This window comes from Agrobacterium sp. FDAARGOS_525 (assembly GCF_003938925.1).
Classification (GTDB): domain Bacteria; phylum Pseudomonadota; class Alphaproteobacteria; order Rhizobiales; family Rhizobiaceae; genus Agrobacterium; species Agrobacterium pusense.
Genome location: NZ_RKIU01000003.1, coordinates 994,303 through 1,007,969 on the forward strand (window position 1 = coordinate 994,303; position 13,667 = coordinate 1,007,969).

Annotated in this window: 7 protein-coding genes; all 7 read right to left on the bottom strand. The window is 59.9% G+C overall.

Annotated elements, in window-relative coordinates; all coding sequences use genetic code 11:
- Positions 1 to 10: 10 nt before the first annotated feature.
- The 7 genes from addA to EGT36_RS06040 all read right to left on the bottom strand — a co-directional run bounded on the left by addA (position 11) and on the right by EGT36_RS06040 (position 13,659).
- The gene (gene addA / locus EGT36_RS06005) at positions 11 to 3,568 is read right to left on the bottom strand and encodes a double-strand break repair helicase AddA (RefSeq protein ID WP_125270128.1); all 3,558 of its coding nucleotides are present in this window, start codon (positions 3,566 to 3,568) and stop codon (positions 11 to 13) included.
- Positions 3,558 to 6,743 (bottom strand): double-strand break repair protein AddB, encoded by a 3,186-nt coding sequence (addB, locus tag EGT36_RS06010; RefSeq protein ID WP_037090028.1) that lies wholly within the window; start codon positions 6,741 to 6,743, stop codon positions 3,558 to 3,560. Before addB ends, addA begins: the two co-directional genes overlap by 11 nt.
- A complete protein-coding gene (locus EGT36_RS06015; RefSeq protein WP_037090303.1) occupies positions 6,740 to 7,477 on the bottom strand; it encodes a nucleotidyltransferase family protein in 738 nt (245 codons plus the stop codon). The genes addB and EGT36_RS06015 overlap by 4 nt, the downstream gene beginning before the upstream one ends.
- A gap of 16 nt (positions 7,478 to 7,493) precedes the next feature.
- Positions 7,494 to 9,005 carry a tRNA (adenosine(37)-N6)-threonylcarbamoyltransferase complex ATPase subunit type 1 TsaE gene (gene tsaE / locus EGT36_RS06020; protein ID WP_037090027.1) on the bottom strand — a complete coding sequence of 504 codons (1,512 nt, stop codon included), beginning with the start codon at positions 9,003 to 9,005 and terminating at the stop codon, positions 7,494 to 7,496.
- Entirely contained in the window at positions 9,002 to 11,647 is a 2,646-nt protein-coding gene (locus EGT36_RS06025; RefSeq protein WP_125270129.1) for a sensor histidine kinase, read from the bottom strand. Before EGT36_RS06025 ends, tsaE begins: the two co-directional genes overlap by 4 nt.
- Before the next feature lie 208 nt (positions 11,648 to 11,855).
- Complete coding sequence (gene ahcY / locus EGT36_RS06035) at positions 11,856 to 13,256, bottom strand: adenosylhomocysteinase (protein WP_004444302.1); 1,401 nt, start codon at positions 13,254 to 13,256, stop codon at positions 11,856 to 11,858.
- A 127-nt stretch (positions 13,257 to 13,383) separates the two neighbouring features.
- Positions 13,384 to 13,659, bottom strand: a complete 276-nt coding sequence (locus EGT36_RS06040; RefSeq protein WP_004444304.1) for an HPr family phosphocarrier protein — start codon at positions 13,657 to 13,659, stop codon at positions 13,384 to 13,386.
- Positions 13,660 to 13,667: the final 8 nt, after the last annotated feature.

A 13,667-nucleotide genomic window follows, 5' to 3' on the forward strand; every position in this document is an offset into this window, starting at 1 on the left:
CCCCGGTATCTCACTTTGTCTTTATTGCGGCAAGGGCCTCTCTCATCGCATCGTCGCCAACCGTTATAAAGGCAGCATTTTCCGTATAAATCAGCGCACAGACAAATTCCTTGCCGGGATAAAGCGGTACCAGAATTTCCCGATAAATGGCGAGCTGCGCCGTATGGGAGAAGGGTATTTCACGCGCTTCGCGGGGCGGCACTCGGTTGGTCTTGTAATCGATCAGGATGACGCGATCTCCCTCGACCGCCAGCCGGTCGATGCGGCCGGAGACTGCATATTGCTGCCGGCCGAGGGCCATTGTGCCCATGATCGACACTTCCGCGCGACTGTTGGCAGAGAAGGCCGGCTGCACAGCGGGTTCGGACATGACACGCAAAACGGCCCGTACCAATTGCTCGCGCTCGGTAACAGGCCAGAACCGCGCCGCGCGTTCAGCATAACGGCGCGCCGCCTCTTCCCGTTCGACCTCCGGAAAATCGGGCAGCGCCTGAAGCATGCGATGCACCAACCGTCCGCGCTGCAGTGCCAATGAAGAAACCTCGGCTTTCTCCCCGAACAGCGGTGAGCGCACGGCGAGATCATCCGCACCGTCATCGATGATGGTGCCCGCGCCGGAAGGGCTGAGTGGTCTCGGTAGAGAGGGCAGGGCCGGCAAAGGGGTAAGAAGTCCCGCTGGGAGGGCATAGTCTTCCTGCTGCGGCGTTTCGGGTGGCCTTTGTGGAGCAGGTGTCGAGTGCGGTTCGGATTTGCGCCAGACAAGCCCCTGCCATTCCTCACCATCCGCCGTGAAAAGCTGGGGCTTGCAATGGTCTTCGTTGTTGGCAAGCGCCTTTTTGACGATGGCATGCCAGCATTCGGGATTTTCCTTCTGGCCGCGATAACCGCAGACGACGAGGTGATCGGCGGCGCGCGTCATGGCCACATAAAGCAGCCGCCGATATTCATCTTCGGCGGCGGTCTTCAGCCGCTCTTCGTCCGATCGGATGAGGTGGTTTGAAAATCCGCTGCCGGGCAACCAGACCGGGAAGGCGTCTTCACCCGCTTCGACAAAACGCAGTTTAGGCACATGGCTGTGATTGAAGGCCTTCGAACCGCCATCGACGACAAAAACGACCGGTGCTTCCAACCCCTTGGAGGCGTGCACGGTCATGATGCGAACTTCGCCGCGATCCTTGTCCTGCTCCCGCTTCACCTCCGGTGAGTCAGTTTCCAGGACGGAGAGAAAGGCCTGCAGGCCGGGCAGGCCGGTCCTTTCGTGATCCAGCGCGAAGGACAGGAATTCATCCAGAACGTCGCTTGCCTCGTTGCCAAGCCTGCCGAGAAATTTTTTGCGTCCGTCGTGCAGTGTAAGCACCGCTGCGAAGAAATCATGCACGGTGGCCGTTTTAGAAAGCGCGATAAAACCTTCCAGCTTGGCGGTAATGCTGGAAAGATGGCTATTCTCTTCCTGCGCAAGGATTTGCAGCCGTTTCCAGACGCTCTCCGTTTCCGATCGCATGGCGGCAATGTCGAAAACGTCGTCTTCCGTCAGGTTGAAGAGTGGACTTTTCAAAAGTGCGGCAAGGGAAAGGTCGTCTTCGGGCAGGACAACGAAATGACCGAGCGCCAGAAGGTCCTGCACGGCAATGTGGTCAGTCAAACGAAGGCGGTCAGCGCCGGCAACGGGTATGTTCTTGCGCCGTTTCAGCTCCCGGGTCAGTGCATTGACGAAGGCATGACGTTTTCTGACGAGCACCAGAATGTCGCCCGGTTCGATGGCGCGCTCCACGCCTTTTTCGATGATGGTCTCGCGTCCGATCATATCGGCGATGCGCGCGGCGATCCGGCGGGCAATTATGGTGGCCGGCGCGCTTTCCCGCAGCGCATCGAAGGGGGCTGTCCAATCCTCTTCGTCCTCGGTGGTTTCCGGTGCCACCATATCCCACACTTCCACGGTGCCGGGATGGCCAGCGCGGTTGGACCGGTGCTCCACCGGCTCGTTATCGGCACTGAGGCCGCTTGCGTTATTCGGGTCCGAAAACACCTGGTCGACAGCCGTCAGCACATCCTCCGTGGATCGGAAGGATAGCGGCAGGCGAATGCGGTGAAAGGCCTGTTCGACCGAATCGACCCGTCTCTTGGTCTCTTCGCGCTCCTGCGAAAACCGTTCCGGCCGCGCGCCCTGGAATGAATAGATCGACTGTTTTTCATCGCCCACGGCAAACAGCGTCCGCCGCCCCATGCGGGCGCTCTCGCCGGTGAAGAAATCCGCCGCAAGCGACTGGATGATCGACCATTGCACCGGGCTCGTGTCCTGCGCCTCATCAACCAGAATATGGTCGATGCCCTGATCCAGCTTGTAATGCACCCACGCACCCGCCGTATCGCGGTTGAGGAGGTTGGCCGCGCGCTCGATCAGGTCTTCGAAATCGAGCTGGCTTCGCTGTTTCTTCAGGTCTTCGAAATCACCGATCAGCCTTTCCGACAGAACAAGGGCGCATTTGGTCGCCGCCAGCATCCGCACCAGACGATAACGGTTGCGGCAGGAAACGACATGGTCCCGCGCCAGCGTCAGCGCATCGAGAAGTTCGGGGGCGGATTTCTGCATGCCCTTGTTGATGACATAGGCATCCGATTTCTTTTCACCCTTGGCCGTCAGCAGGGCGGCTTCGATGAATTCCATCCGCCGCACGGGGTTTGGTTGTCGTTTTGCTTCCCTGAGTGCATAGGCGACATCGATGACGCGTGATCCACCCACCTCGTCGGCAAGGGTGAGATACGTATCGAGCGCGAGGCCGGCGAGGCCGGGCAGAGGCCAGAAAGCGGCCGCGGCAGTTTCTTCGGTCTCTCCATCTGCAATCTGCATCGCCTGCCGCAACCGGGCATCGATGCCGCCTGACTGTTTGGCGCCCAGAAGGAAGGCCCGCAAGGCACTGCGATTAGTGATGATGGCGGAGAGCAGCGCTTCCAACCCGCTTTCATCGGCGAGATCGAGAACATAGGCCAGCGCCTGCGCCAGGTCCGCATCGCTTTCCGTCGAAACAGCGGTCAGGAGCGAACGGCGCGCCTCAGCCAGCAGCGTGGTTGCGGCGCGGTCGTCGAGAACGGAGAAATGGCCGGCGACATTGGCTTCCAGCGGAAATTGGTGCAGCAACGCCTCGCAGAAGGCGTGGATTGTCTGGATCTTCAAACCGCCCGGTGTTTCCAGCGCCTTGGCGAAGAGCCTGCGCGCCTCGGCGAGCTTGATGCGATCCGGCGCCTTGCCTTCGATGGCGGCGATGCGGTCCTTGAGATCGGAATCCGGCGAAGTAGCCCATTCCGCCAGACGGTCGAAGACGCGGCTCGACATTTCCGATGCTGCGGCCTTGGTATAGGTGAGGCAGAGGATCGCCGAAGGCCGGCAGCCAGCCAGAAGCAGGCGGATGACGCGCTGGGTCAGTACGTGGGTCTTGCCGGAACCGGCATTGGCCGACACCCAGGCTGAACTGGCGGGATCGGAAGCAAGCCGCTGCCGGGCGCTGGTCCAGTCGATCCAGCTTTCAGGTGTGTCGGCGGCGGGGCCGGCGTCGAAAGGATCAATCGTCATCGCCGTCTCCCGGTTCTGCCGTCGACCATTCCGAAACGCGGGCGAGGTGATCATATTCCCCGCCGTAGGATTGCTGTTCTTCCGGCACCAGGCGCGAGGCGAAGCCGTTTTCCCCGTTGCGCAGCGAATGAACGAATTTGGTGAGCTGTTCTATCGATTCCGTCGCGAGCTCAATCGCCGATTTTGGCGGTCTTTTCCCGCTTCGGCTGGAATGTTCGTTATTGACCTGATCGGCGAAAAAACGCTCGCCCGGCCGCAGGCGAACATAGATGAGGTTTTCAGGCGTGGGTGAACCGGCTTCGCGGAAGGCGCCGCGCATCAATGCTGCCGCCTCCAGCGCAAGCTGCGGATCGAGCAGAGCGCGCGCCTGATTGACGGAAGGCGCGAGCCCCGTCTTGTAGTCGATAATATCCGCCTGACCGTTTGTCTTGATGTCGATGCGGTCGGCGACGCCTGTGAGCCTTATGCCTGCTTCGACGATTTCCTGGCCCGCGCGCGCCTCGAAAAAGCTGTGACGAATGGATGGATGACGTTCTTTTTCCCAGTCGATGAAGGCGCGCGCCACCGCTGCAAAACGTGGCCGCCAGATCACATCCACATGGGGAGGCAGGTTTTCAGCATCGAAACATTCGTCGAGAATGCGCTGCATGGCCGAAAGCGAGGCCGACGTACCGGGAATGTGCCCCTCACGGGAATAGCGCTCGATGATCGTGTGGTAGAGCGTGCCACGATCGGCTGCGTTCGGGTCGCGGTTGAACGGGTCAAGCGCGTCGAGCTTCAGAATGCGCCGCGCATAGATCGAATAGGGGTCGCGGCGCAGGCGGCCCACTTCGCTGAAGGAGTAACGCGTCGGCTGCAATTCAGCCGGCGGTTTCGGGGAAGGGCGCTTTGCCGCCTCCTGCTCGATGCTCTCATCCATCAGACCCGCCCAATGGCGATATGTCTCGCCACGTTTTTTAAGGACCTTGGCAAAATCCTCGCCGCCCAGGGCCAGCAGCCTTTGTAGCCAGCGTGAGGCGACGGCAGGCGTGGAGCCCTGCCTGAGCGCCCGGGTGTAGAAAATGTGTCGCGTGCCGTTGGCCATCTCAAAGTCATGCGCGAGCTGGCCGATACGCCGTTCCGGCGGCTCCAGCCCGATCGCAGTCTTCATGGTGCGGGAAAGAAACGGATTATTCGCCGTTTGGCCCGGCCAGAGGCCTTCATTGAGACCGCCGATGATGACCGTATCGACACTTTGCAGCCGCGCTTCCAGCGCGCCGAAGATGAAGATGCGCGGATGGCGCATCGATCTTGGCTTGATTGATTCCCCTGCCACAAGCGCCGCGAATATATCGATCCATTGCGGACCGTCCGCGTCGAGAATATCTCCGCTTTCCATCAGTTCGGCAAAGAGGCCGGAAAGCTTGTCTCCGGCCTCGCCGGACCAGAGAGCGGCAAGATCTGTATTTTCATCCCCACAGATGGCTTCCATCACGCGGCCGGTCCGTTCCGCCCAGTCGGAAAGAGGCAACCTGTCGGTAAAGGCCCGGCCAGATCGGTCGCGGCGGACGAAGGCGGAGCGCAGCGGCTCTGTGGCCATTGCAATCCGTCGCGCCAGATCGCGCGCGGCGTCAACGCTTCCGTCAGGCAGGGCCAGCCGCCAGGCGGGCGGATGTCTGTCCTCGCGTTGCGCAAGGAGTTGGGTGTCAAGAACCGTTTCCAGATTGCCCACTTCAGTTTCGACGCGGCCGCCTCGCAGCGCAATCAGCTCAAGCGCCTTCGAAGCTCTGGTGAAAGCTTCGCTCGAGAGCCCGAAACGGGCGAGCGGGTGTTTCAGAAGGGAGATAATCGGCACCGGGTCTCCGGGTCTCAGGATCGCCTCCAGCGCGAGTTGCGTGAGGCCGGCCTGGGCGGTTGCCGAAAGCGGCGTGCCGGCGGAATCGTCGGCTTCGATGCCGAAGCGTTGCAACTCCGTTGCCACGCGCCGCGCCAGCCCGCGGTCGGGTGTTATCAGGGCCGCCTGCGAAGGCCGTCCCGAGGCTGGTGCTTCGAGCGCAAGCCTGAGTGCCACTGCGATGGCGGTGGCCTCTTCGCGCTCGTTGGCAGCTTCAATCAGCGTGGCCGCTGCAAAGGCATCGTCAAAAATTGCGGAATCCCGGTCTTCACGCCATCGGTTCCAGTCACTGGTGGATTTGGCCGGCGCAAGCGCTGCCGAAAACACCGCGGCGCGCTTTTCCAGATCGTTATCGAGGACACCGATCGGAACCACATCGTCACGCAGGATGCCCAGTTTCTCTAGCAGGACATAAAGCCCGTATTGCGAGTGAGTGCGGCTCGAAGGATCGGTGGGGTCCTCGGCGATCGCCTGCCATTGCTCTTCCGGCATGGCAAGATCAAGCCCCGGAAGCACCACCACGCCTTGCGGTAAAGCTGCAACCGCGGCGATGAGATCGGCGGCGGCCGGAATGGAGCCTGTCGAGCCAGCAACGATGATCGGACCGGTGTCCGGCAATGTGGCAATTCGGTTCGCTTCTGCCCGGAGGATGGCGTTTCGGTGCCGTCCGGCCGAAGATCTGTTGAGTTCGGCGAGCCGGGCGGGCCAGAAGATGCTGGCGATCTTTAGAAAATCGGCCGTGAGCTGCCACCATTGAGCGTGATCACCGGCATCGAGATGCTGAAGCGCTTCCCAATCTTTTTCTTCCGTATCCATCGCGTCGATCACCTCTGCCAGCGCACGCGCGAGCCATATCGCGTCGGCCGGGCTGGCGGGGGCGACCAGCGGCGAATCGGAATGGATCGCCCGAATGGCGTCCGGCAGGCTGTTGCGCCATGCAAGAATGAGACGCGCGAGTTCGATCAGTCGGCCGGTGCCGGAAATCGGCGGCGCGAGATCCATTATCTCAGGGTTTTCGACATCGAAGAAACCGCTGTCGTCATCCGTTTCGCCAAGGGGCCGGATGAGCGGCAGAATGGCGGAACGGCCGCCAAGAAGATCGACGAATTCCGAGCGCAGCACGCGGGCCGAACGCCGCGTCGGCACATATATCGTCACCTGGGCAAGCGACAGGGGATCGGCCGGGTCATATCGATAGCCTGCCGCCAGTCTTCCGTCGCACAGCGTTTCCGCAAGCGTTTTGAGGAACGGTGTTCCCGCGGCGATCGTCAGAACGCGCTTTGCGTGGTGGGAGCCCGTCATGCAGAGCGTTTTTCCCTGAATTGCCGGATGATGTTCTCAGCATCGTCTATGGCGTCCGGCGTGCCGACGGTAATCCAGTGACCATCCAGCGGCAGCCCGTAAAGCCGGGCCTTTTCAATCGCGCGATCGAAGTAAATATTCAGGTTGAAAGCGTCCGTGGGTGCGTCGTCAAGCAGCCGTGAGTCCATGGCGATGGCGCCGGCATAGACGACGGGGTTCGTGTCGCCCTCGCGATGGCGGGTCAGTCTTCCGTCCGCGGCGAGGTTGAAATCCCTCTTGCCATTGTGGCCGGTGGTCCGATCCATGTCGACACAGAGCAGTGCCATGTCCATCCGACCGGAATCGAAGAACTGTGCGAGCTTGCGCAGATTGCTGGCCACGTGCAGCTGCTCACCGATCCAGAAGAGATCGGCATTCATGACGAAGACCGGGCCGGGTTCCAGAAGCTTCAGACCCTTGGCGAGACCGCCGCCGGAATTCATCAGCTGGGAGCGTTCGTCGGAAATCAGGATTTCGGCATCGGCGCGGCGCTGAAGATGGGCGACCATCTGCTCGGCGTGGTGGTGCACATTGACGACAATTCTTTCGGCACCGGCTTCGACAAGGGCGTCGAGCACATAATCGATCATTGGCTTGCCGGCGATCTGTACGAGTGGCTTCGGGATCGTATCGGTGATCGGGCGCATCCGAGTACCGAGCCCGGCGGCCAGCACCATCGCGTTTTTGATCGTCATCGTGGTCAACCGTCTTTCAGTCGTTAAAGTCCATGCCCATGCGCAGGCACCAGTCTCTGAGCGGCGCAAGTTCCGGATGCGAAAGCGCTGCGGCGAGATAGCGGAACGTCCGCGGCATATGCTTCATATAACCGGGTTTGCCATCCCGTTCCATCAGCCTGACCCAGATACCGGCAAGCTTGCAGTTGCGTTGCGCCGACATGATGGAGAAAGCCTTGAGAAAAGCAGCCTCATCGAAAGAAGGCGTGTGCCGCCTGCTCTCGAGATAATGCGAAAGCAGGCGTGCCTGCAATCCGAGCTCGATTGTAACCCGGGCATCCTGAACAATGGAAGCGAGATCATAGGCGGTCGGGCCAATCATCGCGTCCTGAAAATCGATCAGGCCGACCTGTCGTATGCCGGTGTTCTGCTGTTGCCAGAGGATATTTGGCGAATGGAAGTCGCGCAGCAGCAGCCCGTTTTCGCAATCTGCAAGCGAATCGATCAGAGCGTCCCAGATGGCGTAATATTCCTGCTTCTCGCCATCGGACAGTGGCCTGCCGCGCTTATAGGGCAGATACCATTCCACCAGCAGCGAGACCTCGATCTTCATCGCCTGCCGGTCAAAGGGTGGAACCTCATAGGTGCTGCCATCACCCACTGGCAGGGGACCGGGTTGTGACGCTTGATGAAGTGCCGCCAGAAAGGCAACGCTTTCCAGATAGCGCTCCTCGATCGGGGCGCCATCGGCGGCTAACACTCCATCTCGCCCCAGATCCTGCAACAGGAGAATGCCTTGGTCGATATCCGCCGTGATGATCTCCGGCGCGCAAAAGCCGCGATTCCGCAGATAATTACCGATCGCCACGAAGGAGCGGGCATCCTGGGCGAGATGGGCAATCTCCGCATAGGTCTTGCCGTCGGCGACGATGGCGCCTTTCAAGGGGCGGCGCCAATCCATCAGGATAAGGTCCGGGCCATCGGTGGAGATGGTCTCATAGGCACGGGTGGAAGCATCGCCGCTCAGAAAGCGGCGGACCGCGTCACCTCTGCCATTTCTGGCGAGGAATTCCCGGATGGCAAAAACCCGCTCAAGCCGCGCTTTCGGTTTTGCCGGAGCCTCGATGGAGGCGATCCGCCCTTCACCGGAATGTGTCAGCGTCAGGGTTACGGTCTGGCCGGGTGGCAGAATCTCTCCTGCTATATCCGGCCATTCGATCAGGCAGATGCCATCCTCCAGCATCTCATCGATGCCGAGCTCATCCAGTTCGGAAACATCCGAAAGCCGGTAGAGGTCGAGATGGGCGACCGGAATGCGGGTGGCATAGGTTTGGATGATGGTGAAGGTGGGGCTCGGAACCTCAAGATCCGGCTCGTCTGCCATCGCCCGGATGAAGGCGCGGGCAAGCGTCGATTTACCGGCGCCAAGGTCGCCGACCAACGCCAGACAATCGCCGGGCTTCAGCGCCAGCGCGAGGTCTTCACCGAGCCTGATGGTGTCCTTTTCACCCGCAAGAGGAATAGTGATCGGCAAGACATTTTCGCTCATTCTGCGGCAATGGAATGCGGACGCGTGGCGGAAGGAATGCGGCAGGTGACGGTGGTGCCGTTGCCGGGCCGGCTGTCTATGCTAACCGTTCCGTGGTGGAGACTGACGAAACTTTCGACAATGGAAAGGCCAAGCCCGGCGCCGGTTCGCCGGCCGCCATTGCCGCGGGTCGAAAACCGATCGAAGACCGTTTTCAGCATGTCTTCCGGGATGCCCGGTCCCTTGTCCGCCACAGAGAATATGAAGTCACCTTCGCTGCGCTGGCAGGAAAGCGTAACTGAAGACCCTTCCGGCGCGAAATTGATCGCATTGGTCAGGAGCTTGATGAGGATCTGCTTCAGGCGCTGGTGGTCTGCCACCAGGCTGCCGAGATGAGCCGGGGCGACGATCTGAAGTGAAATGCCGCTTTCCTGCAGCCGGTCCGCGATCTGCACCGAAACATCTTCGAGCAATTCGTTCAGGTCATTATCCGAATAATTGAGTTGCATGATGCCGGCATCGACGGTCGCAAGATCGAGAATATCATTGACGATCGTCAGAAGGACCGAGGAGGATGTGGAAATATGGTCGAGATATTCCGCCTGCCGCTCCGTCAATTCCCCAAGGCCCGGGGTCTTCAGGAGATCGGTGAAGCCGATAATGTTTGTCAGCGGCGAACGCAGCTCATAGGAAACATGCTGCACAAAATCATTCTTCAGCTCATCTGCCTTGAGAAGAGCGTCGTTCTTTTCCATAAGGGCGCGCTCAGCCCGTACACTGTCCGTCATGTTGACAAAGGTCAGCATGGTCTGCGCATCCGGCAACGGAATGATCGCATAATCGAGGACGAGGCCGGAAAGCAGTTCCAGTGTGCCTTGCCGGGATGGCCGCTCATCATCGAAACTGGTGATGAACTGGCTGAAGGCGCGCCAGCCGTCCGGCCCGTCGTAGGATGGTGCGCAGGCGGTTTCGATGGCGCGGATGTGCGTTCCGGTTTCGGCCTGTTCGGCAGTCACGCCCCACAGCGCCCGGAATGCCGGGTTCGACAGGCGAATACGACCGTCCGCACCGAACACGGCGACCCCCTCGGCCAGATGGTCGATGGTTTCGCCCTGCACTTTCACCAATGTGTTGTAGCGCATTTGCAGATCGACCTGCTCGGTCAGGTTTTCGAAAACCCAGGTTGCGCCACCCTGCGGATGGGCCGTCGCAATCACCCGCAGTGTCTGGCCGTTGGGCAGGTGCCAGAGATCGGTCTTGGTATCGAGCGAACGGTATACGGAGAGCGCCGTCTCCTTCCAGTTCTTCCAGTTGAGCTGCTCGGGCAATTTGCCGGCGGTGCGCAACCTGTCGAGAAGCTCTGAATTGTCAGGCCCGGATTCGAGGAACACTAGGTCGAGGCCCCACAGAGTCGCAAAAGCCTGATTATAGAATTGCAGCCGCTGCCGGCCATCGAAAATGGCGACGGGCGTTGCCAGATGATCCAGCGTTTCGGCGTGGCTCTTCAGAACCCGCTTCAGTTCCTCGCTGATGGTTTCGGCCTCGGTGGCATCGATGGCGATACCGGCAGACCCGCCCGCCGTTTTGATGTCGACGACATCGAAGAAACTGCGATTACCCGCAACCACCGTGGAAATACGGTCGTGATAGGGCGATTCCGGGGTCGCGGCCGCGCGTATCTTCTGCCGGGTAACCGTGTTCAGAAGTTCTCGTTTCTCCTGAATGGCCTGTTCCGCATTCCGCGCATCCACTGCCTGCGCATAGGCATGGTTCACCCAGATTAGTTCGCCTTCGCCATTGCGACGCCAGACGGGCTGCTCGATGGAATCGAGAAGTTCCTGGAAAGTCGAGACGGAAGCGATCAGCCGTTCACGCTCCACCTGCAGTTCGGCGAGCTCCGCACGCAGATTGTTGAGGGCGATGAAGCGTGCAAAGGCATTGCCGCCGGAAACCCGGCCCTGAACCTCGATAACTTCGCCGCGATGCGTTTCGATGGTGAGATCGAAACTCTGTGCGTGGCTACGAAGTTTTTCAATGGATTTCTCAAGCTGACTGGCGGATGCCGGTTTCAGCCAGCGGCCAAAGGCCAGAAAATCCTGGTCCGCCTGCGGCACGCCTGTCTCGGCCGGCAGCTGCCCCAGAAATTCCGGACGATTTTCTGCGCCATCCCAGATGACGATGCGGCGGCTCTTGTCGGAAATCAGCGCCTCGTATTTGGCGATCTTGTGGTGGGACTGGGCAAGCGCTTGGCGAAATTCGCTGCTCTCCGCCTCTATATTGCCGCGCTGGCGCACCAGCCAGACGACTGAAAACAGCGTCGCGGAAAGCATACCCACGAAAAGCGAATAGGTTATGGTTTCACCTGAGGAAAACAGCCGAGCGCCGGCTTTGGCCGCAAGTCCATCCTGCGCCAGCACCACGGTGGCTGAACCGGCCAAAAACGTGCCGGAAAGCAGGAAGGGAAGCCGTGAAAAGCCGGTCCGGATCGCACGGATTGCCAGCCGGCAACGTGCCAGAGCGTTTCCAGGAAAAGTGAACACCGGTTTTCCGTCCGCAGATGCGCCAAAACGCACCAGAGTCTGTGCGCTCAATGCCACGCCCGCTTGCGTGTTTTCAACGCGTTGAACTGTCTGCTTGCGCAGATCCGAATTTTGAACCGACATCCCCGGTCTGTCTCCGTCCTATGTGCCGCATCTTCGACAAGACATCCCATTTCGTCCGCACCGCCCTGTGGTGCGTCCGAATCAAGTCTGATGACAATACCGCCTTCATAAATCTGCGAAAAGGGAGCGCGCAAAAAAGATGCCGCGCGCTTTGTCAAGCGCGCGGCATCTAGATATTGTGTAATTTCAGTGGATATTAACTATGAAATTAATATCTGTAGTGGTCTGCCTTGAACGGGCCCTGCTTCGAGACGCCGATATAATCTGCCTGAACGTCGGAAAGTTCAGTCAGGCGCACACCAAGCTTCTCGAGATGGAGGCGTGCGACCTTCTCATCGAGGTGCTTCGGCAGCACGTAAACGTCGTTCTTGTATTCGCCCTGCTTGGTGAAGAGTTCGATCTGGCCCAAAACCTGGTTGGTGAAGGAGGCCGACATGACGAAGGAGGGGTGACCGGTGGCGTTGCCAAGGTTCAGAAGACGGCCTTCGGACAGCAGGATGATGCGGTTGCCCTTCGGGAACTCGATCATATCGACCTGCGGCTTGATGTTCGTCCACTTCAGGTTACGCAGCGATGCGACCTGAATCTCGTTGTCGAAGTGGCCGATGTTGCCGACGATCGCCATGTCCTTCATCTCGCGCATGTGCTCGATGCGGATGACGTCCTTGTTGCCTGTCGTGGTGATGAAGATATCGGCGGAGGAAACAACGTCCTCCAGGCGAACGACTTCGAAACCGTCCATGGCGGCCTGCAGTGCGCAGATCGGGTCGATTTCGGTCACCTTCACGCGGGCGCCGGCGCCCTGCAGCGAAGCGGCCGAACCCTTGCCAACATCGCCGTATCCGCACACCACGGCAACCTTGCCGGCCATCATCACGTCGGTTGCACGGCGAATGCCGTCAACCAGCGATTCTTTGCAACCGTATTTGTTGTCGAACTTGGACTTGGTGACGCTGTCATTGACGTTGATCGCCGGGAAAGGCAGCAGGCCCTTCTTGCTGAGGTCGTAGAGGCGGTGCACGCCGGTCGTCGTTTCTTCGGTGACACCCTTCAGCGCGTCGCGCTGCTTGGTGAACCAGCCGGGCGAAGCCTTGAGGCGCTTGTTGATCTGCGCGAAGAGAATTTCTTCTTCTTCGGAGCCGGGATTGGAGAGCACGTCTTCGCCCGCTTCCGCGCGTGCGCCCAGCAGGATGTACATGGTGGCATCGCCGCCATCGTCGAGGATCATGTTGGAGAGACCGCCGTCGGTCCACTGGAAGATCTTGTCGGTATATTCCCAATATTCCGTCAGGCTCTCACCCTTGACGGCAAAGACCGGAATGCCGGCTGCCGCAATGGCCGCTGCAGCATGGTCCTGGGTCGAGAAGATGTTGCAGGAGGCCCAGCGAATGTCTGCACCGAGTTCCTTCAGCGTCTCGATGAGAACGCCGGTCTGGATCGTCATGTGAAGCGAACCGGAAATGCGGGCGCCCTTCAGCGGCTTGCTTTCACCGAACTCCTTGCGGCAGGACATCAGGCCCGGCATTTCGGTTTCGGCGATGTCCAGTTCCTTGCGGCCGAATGCGGCAAGGTTGATATCGGCGACGATGTAGTCCTTCTCAAGGCTCATGAGATTCTCCAGATCAGAAGCGCCGCACATTGCGGCCCGGCTTTTTACGTAGCAGCGGTTTAGCAGGCCACGAACGATCTGGCAATAATGATATAAAGAAGTCTTTATGTCTTTATATGGTGCCGGCTCAGGCTTCTTCGCCGAACCGGTCGGCGACCAAGGCCTCAAGCGCGGCGAGCGCCTCTTCGGCCTGATTGCCGCTCGCCTCGACATAGACACTGCATCCGGGGCTGGCCGCCAGCATCATGAGACCCATGATCGAGGTGCCGCCCACGGTCATGCCGTCTTTCGAAACCGTAATGGTCGCGTCAAAGCCTTCAACCATCTGAACGAATTTCGCTGATGCCCGGGCATGGAGACCGCGTTTGTTGATGATCGGTAGTTCCCGGGAGAGTGGCGACATGGGCTGAC

Bases quoted from the DNA above. Each gene is read 5' to 3' on its own strand.
- ahcY (WP_004444302.1), bottom strand. From the start codon at position 13,256: ATGAGCCTTGAGAAGGACTACATCGTCGCCGATATCAACCTTGCCGCA.
- EGT36_RS06025 (WP_125270129.1), bottom strand. From the start codon at position 11,647: ATGTCGGTTCAAAATTCGGATCTGCGCAAGCAGACAGTTCAACGCGTT.
- tsaE (WP_037090027.1), bottom strand. From the start codon at position 9,005: ATGAGCGAAAATGTCTTGCCGATCACTATTCCTCTTGCGGGTGAAAAG.
- addB (WP_037090028.1), bottom strand. From the start codon at position 6,743: ATGACGGGCTCCCACCACGCAAAGCGCGTTCTGACGATCGCCGCGGGA.
- addA (WP_125270128.1), bottom strand. From the start codon at position 3,568: ATGACGATTGATCCTTTCGACGCCGGCCCCGCCGCCGACACACCTGAA.
- EGT36_RS06015 (WP_037090303.1), bottom strand. From the start codon at position 7,477: ATGACGATCAAAAACGCGATGGTGCTGGCCGCCGGGCTCGGTACTCGG.
- EGT36_RS06040 (WP_004444304.1), bottom strand. From the start codon at position 13,659: ATGTCGCCACTCTCCCGGGAACTACCGATCATCAACAAACGCGGTCTC.